Source organism: Pseudomonas izuensis (genome assembly GCF_009861505.1).
In the GTDB taxonomy this organism is placed as follows: Bacteria; Pseudomonadota; Gammaproteobacteria; order Pseudomonadales; family Pseudomonadaceae; genus Aquipseudomonas; species Aquipseudomonas izuensis.
In genome coordinates, this window is the sequence record NZ_WTFT01000014.1 from 133,154 (window position 1) to 149,203 (window position 16,050).

Below are 16,050 nucleotides of genomic sequence, written 5' to 3' on the forward strand. Positions count from 1 at the left end.
CTTTGTCCTGCCCCCCCCCCTTCCTGATCAACCACAAATAGAGGTTCACTCCCATGCGATACGTTCACTTCAACCATCAAGGTCGCGCCGTGCTGGGCGTACACACCCCCGAGGGTGTCAAAGTGCTGGGCGAAGAAACGCTGGAGTCCCTGCTTGAGCGTGGTGTGAATCTGGCCACCTACGGCGCCAACGCACCAGGGCCTATTGTCGACATTGGCGAACACGACTACCTGCCATTGATGTGCAAACCGGGGAAAATCCTCTGCCTCGGTTTGAACTACGCCGATCATGTCAAAGAGTCCTCCTACGCCCAACCGGACTACCCGACGCTGTTTGCACGTTTAAACAGCAGCCTGACGGCACACAACAAACCGCTGATTCGTCCAAAAATATCCAACGCATTGGACTACGAAGGCGAGATGGCCGTGGTCTTGAAGAGCGGGGGCCGCCATATCCCGAAAGACAAAGCGCTCGATCACGTCGCGGGCTATGCACTGTTCAACGACGGCTCGGTCCGCGATTACCAGTTCAAATCGCCGCAATGGACCGTCGGCAAGAATTTCGACGATACCGGCGCATTCGGACCGGACCTGGTCACGGCTGACGAGCTACCCGCCGGCGGCAAGGGGCTATTGCTGGAAACCCGGGTCAATGGAAAAGTCGTTCAGTGCGTCAATACCCAAGACATGATCTTTGATGTAGCGACCCTCATCTCCACCCTCAGCGAAGCGCTCACCCTGGAAGCCGGCGACGTCATCGTGAGCGGCACTCCCGCGGGCGTCGGTTTCGGCATGACCCCCAAGGTCTACCTCAAGCCCGGCGACGTGGTTGAGGTGTCAATCGAAGGTATCGGCAAACTGCTCAATCCGGTGATGGACGAAGCGTAACGGAAGCGGCAGCCCGATTCATCGCGCCCTCCTGTTGATGCAAATTTGCATCACACGTCATGAATATCGCTGCGCGCAAGCATCAGTATCGATATTTATACTGCACGGACTTGGGGGGGCTTCGCTCAATGATCCACCCGGATCCATCGAGCATCATTTTTTTGAGGAGTGATCGCTTTGTCTGATCCAATTTATCGCGTACCGGCCCTCATGACGGCCATTGAAATCAAACAGCCCGGCGGCCCCGAAGTCCTGGTGCCGACGACGCGCCCGGTACCGACGCCAGCCGCCGACCAGGTGCTGATCCGCATCCACGCGGCGGCCGTGAACGGTCCGGACGTGTTCCAGCGCAAAGGACTGTACGATCCACCCGCCGGCGTGACGGACATTCCCGGGCTGGAAGTGTCAGGTCAGGTGGTCGCCGTGGGTTCCAACGTGTCCGACTTCCAGATCGGTGAGCGGGTGTGTGCATTGATTCCCGGCGGTGGTTACGCAGAATTTGCAGTGGCGGACGCCTGCAACACGATGCACATCCCTAAAGGCCTGTCGCTGTTGGAAGCGGGGGCCATGCCCGAAACGTTCATGACGGTATGGCTGAACGTTTTCCAGCGCGGCAAGCTGGATGCCGGCGAGTCGGTGTTGATCCATGGCGGCGCGTCGGGTATCGGCACCACGGCGATCATGCTGGCGAAGGCATTTGGCGCTTCGAAAATCATCACGACCGTCGGCTCGCAGGCGCATCAGGACGCCAGCCTGGCGCTGGGTGCGGACCTCGCGATCAATTATCTGGAGGCCGATTTCGTCACCGAAACGAAGCAGGCCACCGCTGGAAAAGGTGTCGATGTGATCCTCGACATCATTGCCGGCGACTATGTGCAGAAAAACTATGACGTCGCCGCCATGGACGGCCGGATCCTTCAGGTGGGTGTGATCAAGGGCCCGGCGAAGGACCTCGACGTCGTACCGATGATGATGAAGCGCCTGACGCATATGGGCTCGACCTTGCGATCGCGCACCCCCGCGCAAAAGGCGACCATCATGCATGAACTCGAGCAGCAGGTCTGGCCTCATATCGAGAGCGGCAAGATCAAGCCGGTCATCTACAAGACCTTTGCGCTGACCGACGCTCGCGGCGCTCACGAGCTGATCGATTCCGGCACACACTTTGGAAAAATCGTCCTGACGACAGGCGCCACGCTCATCGCCTGATAGCCTGGCACTGCTGAATGTGCCGGCCTCTTCGCTGGCAAGCCAGCTCCTACAAGGGAACTTCGTTGGCCGCAGGATTGGCGTTCGCTGGAGATCAACACTGTAGGAGCGAGCTTGCTCGCGAAGGACGTCAACGATAACGCGCCCTGCCTGAATGACCGCGTTGCCTGGGCGCTTTTTCGCGAGCAAGCGCGCTGAGTCACTTGTAGAACAATGAAACAACCATCGCCCCTAGTAAAACTTGATCTCGTAGCCGAATCGCGATGCTGCGCTGACGATATGCTGCCCCATGATCTGACGCGCCGCCGCCGCATTGCGGTCGATGAATGCCTGCACCAACTCTTCATGCTCCCCGCGCGCCGCGTGCGGAATATTGCTGAACACCGGGCCTCGCCGCGCGAAGTTCATGGTGATCAATGCCCGCATCGGTTCGAGCACCGTGCGAATCATCGTCTCGAGATAATCGTTGCCTGACGCGGCGGCCACGGCCCGATGAAAGTCGAGGTCAGCGTTGACCGTGTCCAGCGTCGGTTCGCCTTCATATTGCATACGCAGGACCGCCGCCTGAATCGTTTTCAGCTTGCCGGGCGTCATGTGCGACGCCGTCAGCGCGGCGGCCTGGCTTTCCAGTACGGCCCGCACTTCGAACATGTTGCGGATCGTATTGTCGCCGTCCAGCAACGGCGCACTCTCGCGGGGTGCCAAAGGCTCCGGCGATTGGCTCGCGGCCGAAACGAACACACCCACGCCCTGGCGCGACTGGATCAGCCCCTGCGCTCGAAGCGTCGCGATGCCTTCCCGTACGACGTTCCTGCTGACGCCGAAGTTTTGCGCGAGAAACTGTTCGGTGGGCAAACGATCGCCCGGTCGCAGTCGTCCGGAGGCAATCTCGTCGCTCAACGAGCGGGCGATGTGCTCGGCAAGGTGAGGTCGCCGCGCGACGGGTTGCACATTCATTTCACTCATGCTCGTTCTTCCCTCTCACTTGTCTACTTAATCTACATCAGGCGACTTGTTCCCGTCAGTTAAAACTGAAGTTCTGCAACCGACATAATCATTAAATTCAATAAAATCAATATGTTGATAAACGCATAGACGAAGGCCTGAAGAAAAGCACCAGTTGTTCAGTTGATGAACAACAGGATGTCATATACGTTGTCCTCAACCTGGCGCAGGCGAAATCCGAAAATCGCCGCGACACCGTGCAACCCGCTTGAGGCGACGTCTTATGAAAATTGCCAGTATTGAAACCATTGCGCTGCGGATTCCGTTCACCACTGGAGGCAAGTCGGCCGGTGGGGTCTGGGGGCCGAAAGACCTGCAGATGGTCGATTCCCTCGTGGTTAAAATCACGACCGACGACGGCATTGTCGGTTGGGGCGAAACCTTCGGTTTCACCGCGATACCGGCGGTAAAAATCGTGATCGACACCATCCTTGCGCCCGAGCTGATTGGCAGCGATGTCACGCGCCGCGAGAAATTGCAGGGCGATTTGCAGAAGAAGTTTCACGTCTTCGGTCGCAGCGGCGCGTTCATCTACGGCTTGTCGGCGATTGATATCGCGTTGTGGGATATCGCTGGCAAAGCGGCCGGCCAACCGATCTACCAACTGCTTGGCGGCAGCGAGGCCACCTCGCTGGCGGCGTATGCAAGCCTGATCCGCTATGCCGACCCCGAGCTCATCCGCATCAATGTGCAACGCGCAGTCAACAGCGGTTTCCGCCACCTGAAGCTGCATGAGGTTGATGTCGAAGTCATCCGCGCCGCATGCGAAGCCGCCGGCCCCGACGTGGAAATCACTCTCGACGTCAACGCCCCGTGGTCCGTGCGTGAAGCGCTGGATATGACCGAGAAACTTCGTCCGCTGAATCTGCGCTGGATCGAAGAGCCGGTGTGGCCGCCGGAAAACTATTCGGGCCTGTCGACGGTGCGCAGGCAAGGCGGCATTCCGGTTGCGGCCGGCGAGAATGCGTCGACGCTGATGGACTTCCAGCACCTGCTCGAAGCCGGCGCGGTCGATTTCATTCAGCCCAGCCCGGCAAAAATGGGTGGCATCACCGAACTGCAAAAAGTCTATGCACTGGCGAACGCCCATGGCGTCACCGTGATGGTCCACGCCTTCTATGACGGTCCCGGCCTGCTGGCCGCCGTGCATGGAAGTGCCGCCCTGGGCGGTGCCAAGTCACTGGTGGAGTGGCGTTATTTCGATCTCGAAGCGCAACTCTATGGCGACGCGATCATTCCCCGTAACGGACGCATCGACGTACCGCAAGGGCCGGGGCTCGGCATCGAGCCGGACCCGGACGTCATTCGCGACTACCGCTTCACACCTTAACCCCATAAGCCGATTGCACCGTTGATCGAGGCCGACGCAACAAACGTCGCACCAGCCTCGATCAGCCATGGCGACATTCTTGATAAGAATAAATACGAGGATTGATGACATGTTAGACAGGATCGTAGGGCCCATCTTGCCCGTCGCGTTTGTGATCGCGCTGGGCTATATCGCCGGCAAGCGCGGGCGGCTCAGCCATTCGGACAGTCTGCTGATCAGCCGGCTGGTGCTCGGCTGGATATTCCCGGCGCTGCTGTTTGTCGGGATGGCCGGCACGCCTCGCGAACAGCTGTTCGACTTCAAGTTCGTCGCTGCCACGTTTATCGGCATCATGGGCATGTATACGATCGCGCTGGTGATTGGCTGGTGGCGCTTTCGCGACCTCAAGGTGGCGACGCTCAAGGGCTTCGTCAACGGCTACCCCGACGCCGCCTTCATGGGCATCCCGATCCTCGGCGCGATGTACGGCGCAGGCAGCATCTATTCAGTGCTGGTGCTGAACCTGGTCGCGAGCCTGGTGATGATTCCGGTGACGACCATGCTGCTGACCATCGCCGATGGCAAAGGCAGCGGCACCCAGGCATTCGTGTCGAGCCTGTCGGGAGCCGTACGCCGCCCGCTGATGTGGGCACCGGCACTGGGCATCCTCCTCTCCCTGCTTCAGGTCAAACTGCCGCCGCTGGCCGCGGAATCACTCACGCTTCTGGGCAAGGCAACACCTGGCGTATCCCTGCTGTGCCTGGGACTGATCATGTCTTCCGAGAAGCTGAAAATGTCGGGTGAGGTGTGGACCAACCTTGGGCTCAAGCTGTTCATTCACCCGGTGTTGATGTTCGGCGCCACTGTCGTACTGGGCACCCATGGCCTTTACGCACAACAGATGATCCTGCTGTGTGCGCTTCCATCGGCGACGATCCCGGCGATGTTCGCGAACCAGACCGGCGCCTATCAGAGCGAAGCCGCCACCTCCATCCTGGTCAGTACCGTGCTGTCGATCGTGACGTTTTCGGCGGCGATCTACCTGATTGACGGGGGACTGGCGGCAGCCTGATGGTGGGGCTACCCCTGACTTGCCGGAACGCCTGCGCAATGGCTGGCCGCTGAACCCGTACGATCGCGAGACGTTCTTTGGTGATACTGAGGCGGGTTACACGGACTATCCTTTCCATACTGAAGCAGCGTGACAATCTGCACCGCCGATAACCGGGGCCTTAACGTGCACACGGGCTGATGGAAGGTGCTAACCCATGAAGGACCTTTTCACTTACCGGCTTTTCACCAGGGTCGCGCGACTGGGCAGTTTTTCAGCCGCGGCCCGTGAAGTGGGTCTTTCTCAATCCCAAGTATCCAGGGCTATTGCCGAACTCGAAGCCGATCTCGGCACCCTGCTATTGGCGAGATCGACACGCGCAGTCGTGCCCACTGAAGCGGGGGCGGATTTTCTGTTGCGCATGGAGCCCATCCTTGCCGCGGTGGAAGAAGCAGAACAGAGCGTTCGCGCGGGCGCAGAGCTGCGTGGCGTCGTGCGAATCAGCATGCCAACGAGCATCGGCGTGAGGGAAATCATTCCGCGCATCGCGCCGTTCGCAGCCCTGCACCCCAACCTGCATATCCAGGTCCTGCTCGCCGATCACTGGCAGGATCTGGTCCGCGAAAATATCGATGTCGCGATACGCCTGGGACGGCTGTTGGACTCCAGTGCAACGAGCCGTCAGATCATGACGATCTCCCGGTTCATTCTCGCCGCCCCCGCCTACTTGCGCGCCGCTGGCGAGCCAACGACCCCCGAGGACCTGCAATCCCATCGAATCATCGCAGGCCCTGCCTCGATTGTTCCCAGCGGCTGGATGTTCACACGCAATGGAGAGACCCGAACCATTGAGCTCAAGGCGCATTTCTCAACGGACGAAAACGAGGGAGCTGTCGCAGCGGCCACCGCGGGCTTGGGGATCACGTCGACAACGGCCTGGGCATGCCGGCGCGAACTTGAAACCGGTGAACTCGTCCCCCTGCTGACCGATTGGGAGACCGAATCCATTCCTGTGCATGCCTATTTCCCCCATGGCTCGCGCACCCGAAGTGCCGGCCGCGCGCTGATCGAGCATTTGATCTCCAGCCTCCTGGCCGAGGATAGCGACACGTTGAGAATGTAAGTGGCAGCGACTCGCTGCATGACCTTATGCATTTCTTACATAAGTCATAGCCAATCAGGACGGCTACTGCATTTGCGCCGAAGCTGACAGTTTAGTGCCGTCACTCAGCACGACGAATCCAACCGAACGCCGCGCTGGACGCCCCTTACAGCATCCTTCCAGGAGACGTGTCATGCGTATGACCGGCAATACCATCTTCATCACCGGCGGCGGCTCCGGCATTGGCCGGGGCCTGGCCGAAGCCTTTCACAAACTGGGTAACCAGGTGATCATCTCCGGCCGACGCAAAGAGCGGCTGCAGCAAACACTGGACGCCAATCCGGGCATGGCTGCGATCGAACTCGACATCACTGACCCGGACAGCATCCGCGCCGCCGCACAGACGCTGCTCTCCAGGTACCCGGATCTGAACGTGCTGATCAACAATGCCGGCGTCATGATGCTGGACAATGCCGGCGGGCCGGTTGACGACGCGCTCGCGCAGTTGACCGTCACCACCAACCTGCTCGGCCCGATTCGCATGACCTCGGCGCTGGTCGAGCATCTGAAAGCCAGGCCTGACGCGGTGATTGCCAACGTCTCCTCCGTGCTCGGCTTCGTGCCAATGGCCGTCGCGGCGGTCTACTCGGCGACCAAGGCTGCGCTTCATTCCTACACGCTGTCGCAACGCTACCTGCTGCGTGAACAAGGTATCCAACTGGTTGAAGTCGCGCCGCCCTGGGTACGCACCGAGTTGCTCAACAGCAGCGAAGAAGAGCGCGCCATTCCGCTGGACCAGTTCATCACGCAAGCCATGGAGCAGTTCGAGAGCGGCGTGGACGAGGTCCTCGTCTCTCCCGCCGAAGCCATGCGTGCCAATCCCGGGCCGAACGAACATGCGTGGGTCGATCAGTTCAACGACATGCTCGCCAGCGGACCGGCTCTCGGCTGACCCTTATTTTGCCAATAGGACCCAACCATGACCCTGCACACACCCGCCGAAAACAAAGCCATCGTGCTCGAAGCTTTCCAGACACTGTTCAATCGCAAGGATCTGGCGGCAGCCGAACGCTTCTGGTCGCCCTCTTACATCCAGCACAGCGCTCATGTGCCCCCTGGTCGTGAGGGACTTTTTGAACTGGTCGCTGCCGGATCGCCCGACCTGTATTACGAATGTCAGCTCGCGGTGGCCGAAGGTGATTTCGTCATGCTGCACGGACGCTTCTCCGGCCTCGGCCAGCCGACGAACTGGGTCGTGGTCGATATCCTGCGACTCGAAGAGGGTGTGATGGTCGAACATTGGGATGTGATTCAGGACGAGGCTACGCGCGAAGGCTCCGCGGGTGGCCATCCCATGTTCGGTGATCAGTTTCCAGGCTGACGCATCCGCAACAGTGCCTGCGCGAGGGTGATCGCAACACGGTTCCAGGTTGATCACCCTTAACGCGTTTCAACGTGCTCTGCACGTTTTGCCAATCGCCAGCGAGTCAGTTCATCGGCTGCCGGCCCCTCTTCAACCCGAACGTCTCGCAAGACAACCCTCTCGCCCGTGGCTTCGTCGAGCAGAGCGAGTTTGACCCCATTCCCTGTGTTCGCATTGATAAATCTCAGGGGAGGTCCACCCAGATCTCCCAGGTCCCATTTGTCGCCGACTTGTGCCAAAGCCATAAGCACCAGTGCGGTGTCTGTCCCCTGTGATGTCAGCACGTATTCATAGCGGTCCGGGCGCGATTGGTACTGCCGCCGCTCGATCAGCTCATTTTGCTCCAGCGCCTTCAATCGATCTGACAGCGTAGCGTTGGTAATGCCCGTGGAGTGACGCAGATCATCGTAGCGCCTGAGCCCCAGGAGCACGTCCCGCAAAATCAGCGCCCCCCAGCGGTCGCCGATGGCGCCCAGCACGCTGGCGATGGAACACGCCATGCCGTCAAAGCCTTTGGATCGCATTGAAATCAGCCTTTCTCGAAACATGTGTGCGCAGGATAACCCTGCGGACAGAGCCTGACCAAGGGACAAGCCTGACCCAATAATAGGCCTTGCTCACTCTGATTACTAGAGTTATGGTTTGTCACTCCAGTTATCAGAGTTAACTGGGTCATCCAACCAAAACAAGAGGAATTGCGCATGAGCACAATAAAGGGGACCGCACTGGTGACCGGTGCATCGTCAGGTATTGGCGCCGTTTATGCCGCCAGGCTTGCCGAGCGTGGCCACGATCTGATCCTCGTGGCCCGACGGCTTGAGCGTCTTGAAGAACTGGCCGGGCAATTGCGCAACGAACATGGCCGAACTGTTCAGGTTGTCACTGCCGACCTCGCTAACGAGCAGGACGTATCGGAAGTCGAGGCCCTGATCGGCAGCGCCACTGACCTGCGCGTTCTGGTCAATTGCGCAGGCCTGGGCGCGCTTGGCATGACCACCAGCATTGATCCCGCGACAGCGGCCAACATGCTCCAGGTCAACGTCGTGGCGCTGACTCGCCTGTCGCTGGCAGCCGCACGGCGTTTCGCTGCTGCAAAGGAAGGAACGATCATCAATATCGGATCAGTCGTCGCCTTCATGCCTGTTCCGGGCGCGGGTGGCTATAGCGGCTCGAAAGCCTATGTTCTCAACTTCACCCGTTCACTCCAAGCAGAACTCGCCCAGAGCAATGTCACCGTCCAGGTGGTGATGCCTGGCCCGGTGCGCTCCGAGTTCTTCGGTGACAAGCCGGCACCGTTCCCGGACCAACTGTTTATCTCCCCGCAAGCGCTGGTGGATGCCGCCTTGAATGCTCTGGACCAAGAGGAAGTCGTGTGCTTCCCGACACTCCATGATTTAACTGCCTGGCAGAGCGTTGAAATGGCCCGGGGCGGACTGGTCAAGGCGCTCACCCAACACGGCACGCCTGCCGAGCGTTACACCCAATAACCCACCGCATGAACCACCCGGCATTTCGTGTCAGGAATCAGAAAACAAGAAAGGAGAAAAAACATGCCGCTCTGGAAGGTCTATCACCCTGAGGAAGCGTTCTCGTCCGAGGACAAACAAGCCATCTCTCAACGCATCACCAGCCTCTATCACATGCTGCCGCCGTTTTATGTCGGAGTTGTGTTCGAGGCGATACCGAAGTCGTCGTTCTACATTGGCGGCGAGCCAGCAGACGACTTTGTCCGCATCTCGGTGGATCACATCGCTCGTCAGTTCAACGACGAGGAGATAAAGCAGCGATTCCTCAATGCCGTTGCAAAACTGCTGGCGCCATTCATCACTGAACGGGGACTGCGGTGGGAGATGCACGTAGACGAAACGCCGTTCAGTCTGTGGACAATTGGAGGGTATCGCCCACCGCTGCCGGGGACGCCTGATGAGATCCGCTGGCGCAGCGAGAATCGACCCTCACCTTTACAGGCCTGAGCCATGCCACCGACCCACATGACGAACCCGTGGGTCGGTGGTTTTACCGACCATGCCCCACTCTGCTCACTGCCTGGTTTTCACCGTGACAAACATCTTGATGCGGTCGTGAATCTCCTGGAGCGCATGGCGAAACGGTTCATGTCGCTCACTGGTCGTCGGGTCTTCGAAGCTCCACACGATCACCTCGCCGGAGGTCGGAATCCGTGAGTCTTCCTCGGACGACTTGTCACACAGGGTGATGACATAGTGGAACTCCTGCCCCTCGAATTCATCGATCGATTTACTGCGCAGGCCATTGGTCTCAATGCCAATGTGTTCGAGTGACTCCAGGGTTCGAGGATCCACCTCACCGGGCTCAAGACCGGCACTGAACGCTTCGAAACTGGATGAGTCGGTGTGGCGTAGCAGCGCCTCGGCAAACAACGAACGAACGTCATTTTTAGCGCAGACAAACAGCACCCGGAATTTGTCAGCCATTACTTTCTCCCCCGTTCGAACAGTGATCTGAAAAAACGACATGGCTCAGTTAAGCAGCGTTTTTAATCGCCCGACTTCAAGTCGATGGAATGCACTATTTCCAAATCTTTCAGTGCCCGCGCCACTTCAGCTTGCTTCCTCCAGCACGTGCAAGAGATCAACGAACTGCCCGGTCAGTTTGTGATGCCGATCGAGGTGAATCAACGGTTGGCACCGCTCATGGGACTCACGCATCTTGACCGAACTGCCGAGATACACCGGAAGAACCGGTAACCCCTCGACGATGAGCTCTTCGACCAGGTTGCGGTGCAAGCCCGTGGTACTCACATATTGATTGATGACAATGCCTTCAACGACCAGTGACTCATTATGGTCAGCCTGAAGTTCTGCCACCTGCGCCAGCACCTGGTACAACGCCTGGCGCGCGAAGGTATCGCAATCGAATGGAATCAACACCGCGTCCGCAGCAATGAGCGCACTGAAGGCGTAGAAATTCATCGCCGGAGGCGTATCGATGTAGATCCGGTCGTAGTCCAGGGAAATGTCGTCCAGTAGCCGGCGCAGTTTGTTGATCTTGAACTTGGCTTCGAGCTTGGGCTGCAGGTCGGCAAGCTCGCCGCTGGCCGTGATGAGGTGAAGATTGTCGTAGGGCGTCTCGACGATCTGGGCGCGGCTTTTTTTGGCTGCCGGCCCGGAAGACAGGGTTTGCTTGAAAAAATCGGCAATGCCCACCGGGATGTCATCGCCGGTCAGACCGGTGAGGTAATACGTGGAGTTGGCCTGGGCATCCAGATCGACAACGAGTGTCCGATAGCCTTCCATTGCACTTGCAGCCGCCAGGTTGCACACAATACTCGACTTACCCACCCCACCCTTCTGATTGAAAACAACGCGGCGCATCATTGCCCTTCCTGTGGCAAAAGATTCCAGTGTATCGATTTGTTGCGAACCTGCTGCGGTAACTTGATGAATTTTTTATTGCAGCCATCGCGCGCAATGGCTGCAACAAACAGAAGCTCTGCTACGCTCTGCGAATCCACTCACAAGCGAGGACGATGATGTCTTTTGTCGACGATTTCGTGGCCAATATCATCACCCTGGAAGTCTCCCTCTATCACGCTCGTGCCCGGTTGCAAGCCAACAGCGACAGCGAAGCCCTGCACGACCTGAGGATCGCGGTTCGCAAAGTTCGAAGCCTTTTGCGTCCGCTGCGCAACATGCCGGAGGTTGCAGCGTTGAATCAGGCGGCGGCTGAAGTCGGCAGCGTGACGACCCCCACGAGGGATCTGGAGGTCATCATCGGTGAACTGCAGAAAATGGGTTATCCGCGCCAGGCGATGAGTCGCAGCGCATCCCTGACAGAACAGAATCGCAAGATCGTTGCCAGCCCGGAGCTCGACAATCTGTTTGACGAACTGGATCGGTGGCCTGACTTGTTCAGGACGGCCGAAAGAGCCGGCGAACTGGCCGATGTCAAACGTCAGGTTCAGAAAGCCCTGAAGAAAAGAATCACTCAGCTGATCGCCGGGCTTCGGGACAAGGATTTTGACCGGCACGAACTGAGGATCATCGTGAAAAACGCGAGATACCTCACCGATGCGTTTCCGGCATTGTCACCGCTCAAGGCTAAATCCAGGGCTGAACTGAAGTCGGTACAGTCGTCCCTTGGCTCGTGGCACGATCATCATCAATGGTGCCTGCGGGCCGAATCCGAACCTGATCTGCTCGAAATCGCCCCTTACTGGCAAGTCGCATCCGAACAGGCGCTGGCTGATGCCGAGATGAAACTGGCATCGCTGCTCAATCACCTTGAGAAAGACCTGAACAATTCAAAAGGCTAATGTTAAATCGCCCTGAAAGCATTGTTGTAGAGCCTCTGATACATTTTGAATCATCTAAAAAGTGCGATACCCTCCGCCGCCTCAACAGCAAAGGGTTTGCAGATGAAGATCAAAATCGAGGCAAATGAACAAGGAAGCGGGTGCAAGGTATGGCTTGGCGAAACGGCCATTTCGTTCCCCAATCTGGAGGACGCTAAAGCGTACATTGCCCAACTCGAAGAGCGGATAGAGGCGGCCTCTCATACCTTTGCCCTGGAAGGGGGAAAACCGGAGGTTAGTTAGACTTTTAACGCCCGGGCCGGATTTTTCCAGTCCAGCCCAGGCGACGAATGACACTGAATTACACCGCTGGTCACAAGCGCGGCGAAAACACCGTACTAGGCTATTACGGGCGCCTTGAACGGTACGCGGGATTCGATCCAGTCGTTAAAGGGTTTCCTTGAACCGTCCAGGCTAAACGTTGGGGGGTTACTCACGAAGGTCCTGTTGTTTTGCCCTCGATACTTGGGCGACCTGCAACACGGATCGGAACCAGAGAAAGGAAAACCCTTATGAACAGGTTCTCGCACCGCCCCAGGTTTTACCTGGCATGTTCATTGTTAATGGCAATCAACGTTGCCCAGGCAGCACAGACCGAAAAACCCAATATCCTGTTTATCGTCTCCGACGACACCGGCTACGGTGACCTCGGCCCCTATGGCGGCGGTGTCGGTCGCGGCATGCCGACGCCCAGCATCGATCAACTGGCGGCAGAAGGCACCACCTTCTATTCCTTCTATGCCCAACCCAGCTGCACGCCGGGCCGGGCCGCGATGCAGACCGGGCGCATCCCCAACCGCAGCGGCATGACCACAGTAGCATTCCAGGGCCAGGGCGGCGGTTTGCCGGCGGCTGAGTGGACACTGGCCTCCGTGCTGAAAACCGGTGGTTACGAAACCTATTTCACCGGCAAATGGCACTTGGGCGAGGCCGACTACGCACTGCCCAATGCGCAAGGTTACGACGTCATGAAATACGCCGGCCTTTACCACCTCAATGCCTACACCTACGCCGATCCCACCTGGTTCCCGGACATGGATCCGGAGACCCGCGCCATGTTCGCCCAAGTGACCAAAGGCGCGTTGTCCGCCAAGGCGGGGGAAAAGGCAGTCGAGGAATTCAAGATCAACGGACAATACGTGGATACGCCGGTGGTGGATGGCAAGCCGGGTGTGGTCGGAGTTCCGTTCTTCGACAGCTATGTCGAGAAAGCAGCACTGGAGTTCCTCGACAGCGCAGCCAAATCCGACAAGCCGTTCTTTATCAACGTCAACTTCATGAAGGTGCATCAACCCAACCTGCCCGCTCCGGAGTTCGTCCACAAGTCGATCTCCAAGACGAAGTACGCCGACTCGATCGTCGAGCTCGACACCCGTATCGGGCACATCATGGACAAGTTGAAAGCGCTGGGGCTGGATAAGAACACCCTGGTGGTTTACACCACCGATAACGGCGCCTGGCAGGACGTTTATCCGGATGCCGGTTACACGCCATTCCGGGGCACCAAGGGTACGGTGCGCGAAGGGGGCAACCGGGTGCCGGCGATCATGGTCTGGCCCGGCCAGATCAAGGCGAACGCCAAGAACCACGACATCATCGGCGGCCTGGATCTGATGGCGACGTTCGCCTCGGTGGCCGGGATCAAACTGCCGGAGAAAGATCGCGAAGGTCAGCCGATCATCTTCGACAGCTATGACATGACCCCGGTGTTGAAGGGCACCGGCCCCGATCCACGAAAAGAGTGGTTCTACTTCACCGAAAACGAGCTGTCCCCGGGGGCTGCCCGTGTGGGCAACTACAAGGCTGTGTTCAACTTGCGTGGCGACGATGGCGCCCCGACAGGCGGCCTGGCCGTGGACACCAACCTGGGCTGGAAAGGCGCTGCGAAATACGTGGCGACGGTACCGCAGGTCTTCGACCTGTATCAGGACCCGCAAGAGCGCTATGACATTTTCATGAGCAACATCACCGAACGCACCTGGACCATGGTTCCGATCAGCCAGGCCATCGACAAGCTCATGAAGACCTACGCCAAATATCCGCCTCGCAAGATGCAGAGCATGACCTATGACGGCCCGGTTGAAATTTCCAAGTACCAGAAATTCCAGTCGGTGCGCGAGGACCTGCAGAAGGAAGGTGTGAACATTCCGATCCCTAACTGACCCTGGGAGTGGCAGCTTCGCCCGGGGCTGCCACTGGCTACTGATTGCGTCGCGCCAGGGAGGAGAGATTCATGAAGATCGTGGTCACCAGTGTGATGGTCGACGACCAGGTAAAGGCGCTGGCCTTCTACCGCGACGTGCTGGGTTTTGAACTCAAACATGACATTCCGATGGACCAGTTTCGCTGGCTGACGCTCACGTCACCGGGCGATCCAGACGGGGTCGAATTGCTGCTGGAGCCTGACGCCCATCCGGCAGCGAAACCGTTCAAGTCGGCGGTGAAACAGGATGGCATTCCCTACACCTCCTTCGGCGTCGAAGACATCCATGCAGAGTACGCGCGACTCAGTGCCGCCGGGGTCCGATTCACCCAGCCGCCGACCGCCATGGGTCCGGTCACCACCGCAGTGTTTGACGACACCTGCGGGAATCTGATCCAGATCGTTCAAAGGCATTGAATTGGATAGGCCGGACGGACGCCTTCGCGAGCAAGCCCGCTCCCACAGGTTTTGTGTCGGTCCCTGATGATACGAACGCCGCATTACCTGTGGGAGCGTGGCTTGCCCGCGATGAGGCCCTGTCAGCCCCTGAAAATCCCCGATCAGTCCCCCCCTCACACCGGCGAAATCGTCGCCAGCACGCCAATCAAAATAGTCAGCACCAGAAAGCCACCCAGAAAAATCGCCATCTTGCCCATAAGGCCCCCTACACATTGAGTTTGCGGTGCACCGCGGCTTCAGGCGCGGAACTTGCCGTAATTGTGCGACGCAAACTGAGTGCATTACAGAGGCAGAAAGCGCTGAAAAATACGGATCAGATGGGAAATTCATCCGGGAAAACGCGTAACTGTAGGAGCTGGCTTGTCGGGTCGCCGCATCGCAGCGAAGACGGCGGCACCCTCAACATCAATGTTGACTGATTAACCGCTTTCGCTGGCAAGCCAGCTCCTACAGAGGGGCGGCGGCCTCGCTTTTGTTTTTGCGGTAGCGCTTGCAGGGAGAACGCGAAACTGTAGGAGCTGGCTTGAACTGCGAAGTCGGCGGCACAGGCCACAGCAATCCCGCTGACCGTCACCGGTTCAGCAGGCTTTCTTTATTGCGGATCAACGTGATCCAGCACCCAATTCACCGACAACTCGGCAAGAGAAATCATCTGCTGAATCCCCAAGGCCAGATTGCATTTAGGGCCTTCGAGGAGAAACGCCAGTTCACTGGCCATGACACTGGCCAAGGCCAAGGTTTCGCAAGCGCAAACCCGGAAGGTGCGCGTTATCGTTGACGTCCATCGCGAGCAGGCTCGCTCCTACAGGGGGATTGGGTATGTCCGCGAGAGAAAGGTTGGCTGTGAGGCCGCCTTCGCTGGCAAGCCAGCTCCCACAGTGGACGGTGCACACCTGCTTCTCACCACTCAACAGGCCGAGCGTTAGCTCGCCTGCCGCTTTTGATTTTGATCCACCCGCCCCTTCGGGAGGCTGAGTGGAGGTGTTCATCCGGGGAGTGGCGCGCAGCGCCGTTCGACGCAGTCGAACACGCTGCATGTAGGTGCAGCGAAGCCAACCGGAGGGCAGTG

At 58.6% G+C, this 16,050-nt stretch carries 18 protein-coding genes and 1 pseudogene; 13 read left to right on the forward strand and 6 right to left on the reverse strand.

Going from position 1 to position 16,050, the window contains the following annotated elements; genetic code table 11:
- Nucleotides 1-53 precede the first annotated feature (53 nt).
- Nucleotides 54-887: a fumarylacetoacetate hydrolase family protein gene (locus tag GPL81_RS14895; protein ID WP_160107367.1), complete on the forward strand. Its 834-nt coding sequence runs from the start codon at nt 54-56 to the stop codon at nt 885-887.
- Between the two features lie 210 nt (nt 888-1,097).
- Nucleotides 1,098-2,096 (forward strand): NAD(P)H-quinone oxidoreductase, encoded by a 999-nt coding sequence (locus GPL81_RS14900; protein WP_160107512.1) that lies wholly within the window; start codon nt 1,098-1,100, stop codon nt 2,094-2,096.
- A gap of 231 nt (nt 2,097-2,327) precedes the next feature.
- Here the strand turns inward: GPL81_RS14900 and GPL81_RS14905 are convergent, their stop codons facing one another.
- Complete coding sequence (locus GPL81_RS14905) at nt 2,328-3,062, reverse strand: FadR/GntR family transcriptional regulator (protein WP_096510361.1); 735 nt, start codon at nt 3,060-3,062, stop codon at nt 2,328-2,330.
- Nucleotides 3,063-3,324: 262 nt separating this feature from the next.
- Between GPL81_RS14905 and GPL81_RS14910 the strand changes: the two genes are divergently transcribed.
- The 5 genes from GPL81_RS14910 to GPL81_RS14935 all read left to right on the forward strand — a co-directional run bounded on the left by GPL81_RS14910 (nt 3,325) and on the right by GPL81_RS14935 (nt 7,944).
- Nucleotides 3,325-4,431: a mandelate racemase/muconate lactonizing enzyme family protein gene (locus GPL81_RS14910; RefSeq protein ID WP_160107368.1), complete on the forward strand. Its 1,107-nt coding sequence runs from the start codon at nt 3,325-3,327 to the stop codon at nt 4,429-4,431.
- Nucleotides 4,432-4,540: 109 nt separating this feature from the next.
- A complete protein-coding gene (locus tag GPL81_RS14915; RefSeq protein WP_121103443.1) occupies nt 4,541-5,482 on the forward strand; it encodes an AEC family transporter in 942 nt (313 codons plus the stop codon).
- A 196-nt stretch (nt 5,483-5,678) separates the two neighbouring features.
- The gene (locus GPL81_RS14925) at nt 5,679-6,584 is read left to right on the forward strand and encodes a LysR family transcriptional regulator (protein ID WP_160107369.1); all 906 of its coding nucleotides are present in this window, start codon (nt 5,679-5,681) and stop codon (nt 6,582-6,584) included.
- Between the two features lie 172 nt (nt 6,585-6,756).
- Nucleotides 6,757-7,515 carry an SDR family oxidoreductase gene (locus tag GPL81_RS14930; RefSeq protein ID WP_160107370.1) on the forward strand — a complete coding sequence of 253 codons (759 nt, stop codon included), beginning with the start codon at nt 6,757-6,759 and terminating at the stop codon, nt 7,513-7,515.
- 27 nt (nt 7,516-7,542) lie between these two features.
- On the forward strand, nt 7,543-7,944 hold the full coding sequence (locus tag GPL81_RS14935; RefSeq protein ID WP_160107371.1) for a nuclear transport factor 2 family protein: 402 nt from the start codon (nt 7,543-7,545) through the stop codon (nt 7,942-7,944).
- A gap of 59 nt (nt 7,945-8,003) precedes the next feature.
- Here GPL81_RS14935 and GPL81_RS14940 read toward each other — a convergent pair whose 3' ends face one another.
- Entirely contained in the window at nt 8,004-8,510 is a 507-nt protein-coding gene (locus GPL81_RS14940; protein WP_160107372.1) for a winged helix-turn-helix transcriptional regulator, read from the reverse strand.
- A gap of 177 nt (nt 8,511-8,687) precedes the next feature.
- On the opposite strand from GPL81_RS14940, the gene GPL81_RS14945 reads away from it, so the two are divergent.
- Together GPL81_RS14945 and GPL81_RS14950 are read left to right on the forward strand one after the other, a co-directional pair.
- Entirely contained in the window at nt 8,688-9,473 is a 786-nt protein-coding gene (locus GPL81_RS14945; RefSeq protein WP_160107373.1) for an SDR family NAD(P)-dependent oxidoreductase, read from the forward strand.
- Between the two features lie 63 nt (nt 9,474-9,536).
- Complete coding sequence (locus GPL81_RS14950; protein ID WP_160107374.1) at nt 9,537-9,959, forward strand: tautomerase family protein; 423 nt, start codon at nt 9,537-9,539, stop codon at nt 9,957-9,959.
- Nucleotides 9,960-10,025: 66 nt separating this feature from the next.
- Here the strand turns inward: GPL81_RS14950 and GPL81_RS14955 are convergent, their stop codons facing one another.
- On the reverse strand, nt 10,026-10,439 hold the full coding sequence (locus GPL81_RS14955) for an arsenate reductase ArsC (RefSeq protein ID WP_160107375.1): 414 nt from the start codon (nt 10,437-10,439) through the stop codon (nt 10,026-10,028).
- 126 nt (nt 10,440-10,565) lie between these two features.
- The gene (locus tag GPL81_RS14960; RefSeq protein ID WP_160107513.1) at nt 10,566-11,339 is read right to left on the reverse strand and encodes a ParA family protein; all 774 of its coding nucleotides are present in this window, start codon (nt 11,337-11,339) and stop codon (nt 10,566-10,568) included.
- A 158-nt stretch (nt 11,340-11,497) separates the two neighbouring features.
- Here GPL81_RS14960 and GPL81_RS14965 point away from each other — a divergent pair, with 158 nt between their 5' ends.
- The 4 genes from GPL81_RS14965 to GPL81_RS14980 all read left to right on the forward strand — a co-directional run bounded on the left by GPL81_RS14965 (nt 11,498) and on the right by GPL81_RS14980 (nt 14,939).
- Nucleotides 11,498-12,280, forward strand: a complete 783-nt coding sequence (locus tag GPL81_RS14965; RefSeq protein ID WP_160107376.1) for a CHAD domain-containing protein — start codon at nt 11,498-11,500, stop codon at nt 12,278-12,280.
- A gap of 102 nt (nt 12,281-12,382) precedes the next feature.
- On the forward strand, nt 12,383-12,562 hold the full coding sequence (locus GPL81_RS14970; RefSeq protein WP_160107377.1) for a hypothetical protein: 180 nt from the start codon (nt 12,383-12,385) through the stop codon (nt 12,560-12,562).
- Between the two features lie 320 nt (nt 12,563-12,882).
- Nucleotides 12,883-14,481 carry an arylsulfatase gene (locus tag GPL81_RS14975; protein WP_246218931.1) on the forward strand — a complete coding sequence of 533 codons (1,599 nt, stop codon included), beginning with the start codon at nt 12,883-12,885 and terminating at the stop codon, nt 14,479-14,481.
- A gap of 71 nt (nt 14,482-14,552) precedes the next feature.
- Nucleotides 14,553-14,939 carry a VOC family protein gene (locus tag GPL81_RS14980; RefSeq protein ID WP_160107379.1) on the forward strand — a complete coding sequence of 129 codons (387 nt, stop codon included), beginning with the start codon at nt 14,553-14,555 and terminating at the stop codon, nt 14,937-14,939.
- A 634-nt stretch (nt 14,940-15,573) separates the two neighbouring features.
- Here the strand turns inward: GPL81_RS14980 and GPL81_RS31720 are convergent.
- Together GPL81_RS31720 and GPL81_RS31230 are read right to left on the reverse strand one after the other, a co-directional pair.
- Nucleotides 15,574-15,735 (reverse strand): annotated as a pseudogene (locus GPL81_RS31720) (DUF6124 family protein); the annotation flags it as partial.
- Nucleotides 15,689-16,050: hypothetical protein (locus GPL81_RS31230; RefSeq protein ID WP_218585649.1), on the reverse strand; the 362-nt coding region annotated here is incomplete at its 5' end. The gene GPL81_RS31230 and the pseudogene GPL81_RS31720, both read right to left, overlap by 47 nt.

What these genes read in the sequence shown, in the direction of transcription:
- GPL81_RS14895 (WP_160107367.1), top strand. Translation starts at nt 54, where the DNA reads ATGCGATACGTTCACTTCAACCATCAAGGTCGCGCCGTGCTGGGCGTA.
- GPL81_RS14900 (WP_160107512.1), top strand. Translation starts at nt 1,098, where the DNA reads ATGACGGCCATTGAAATCAAACAGCCCGGCGGCCCCGAAGTCCTGGTG.
- GPL81_RS14905 (WP_096510361.1), bottom strand. Translation starts at nt 3,062, where the DNA reads ATGAGTGAAATGAATGTGCAACCCGTCGCGCGGCGACCTCACCTTGCC.
- GPL81_RS14910 (WP_160107368.1), top strand. Translation starts at nt 3,325, where the DNA reads ATGAAAATTGCCAGTATTGAAACCATTGCGCTGCGGATTCCGTTCACC.
- GPL81_RS14915 (WP_121103443.1), top strand. Translation starts at nt 4,541, where the DNA reads ATGTTAGACAGGATCGTAGGGCCCATCTTGCCCGTCGCGTTTGTGATC.
- GPL81_RS14925 (WP_160107369.1), top strand. Translation starts at nt 5,679, where the DNA reads ATGAAGGACCTTTTCACTTACCGGCTTTTCACCAGGGTCGCGCGACTG.
- GPL81_RS14930 (WP_160107370.1), top strand. Translation starts at nt 6,757, where the DNA reads ATGCGTATGACCGGCAATACCATCTTCATCACCGGCGGCGGCTCCGGC.
- GPL81_RS14935 (WP_160107371.1), top strand. Translation starts at nt 7,543, where the DNA reads ATGACCCTGCACACACCCGCCGAAAACAAAGCCATCGTGCTCGAAGCT.
- GPL81_RS14940 (WP_160107372.1), bottom strand. Translation starts at nt 8,510, where the DNA reads ATGCGATCCAAAGGCTTTGACGGCATGGCGTGTTCCATCGCCAGCGTG.
- GPL81_RS14945 (WP_160107373.1), top strand. Translation starts at nt 8,688, where the DNA reads ATGAGCACAATAAAGGGGACCGCACTGGTGACCGGTGCATCGTCAGGT.
- GPL81_RS14950 (WP_160107374.1), top strand. Translation starts at nt 9,537, where the DNA reads ATGCCGCTCTGGAAGGTCTATCACCCTGAGGAAGCGTTCTCGTCCGAG.
- GPL81_RS14955 (WP_160107375.1), bottom strand. Translation starts at nt 10,439, where the DNA reads ATGGCTGACAAATTCCGGGTGCTGTTTGTCTGCGCTAAAAATGACGTT.
- GPL81_RS14960 (WP_160107513.1), bottom strand. Translation starts at nt 11,339, where the DNA reads ATGCGCCGCGTTGTTTTCAATCAGAAGGGTGGGGTGGGTAAGTCGAGT.
- GPL81_RS14965 (WP_160107376.1), top strand. Translation starts at nt 11,498, where the DNA reads ATGTCTTTTGTCGACGATTTCGTGGCCAATATCATCACCCTGGAAGTC.
- GPL81_RS14970 (WP_160107377.1), top strand. Translation starts at nt 12,383, where the DNA reads ATGAAGATCAAAATCGAGGCAAATGAACAAGGAAGCGGGTGCAAGGTA.
- GPL81_RS14975 (WP_246218931.1), top strand. Translation starts at nt 12,883, where the DNA reads ATGGCAATCAACGTTGCCCAGGCAGCACAGACCGAAAAACCCAATATC.
- GPL81_RS14980 (WP_160107379.1), top strand. Translation starts at nt 14,553, where the DNA reads ATGAAGATCGTGGTCACCAGTGTGATGGTCGACGACCAGGTAAAGGCG.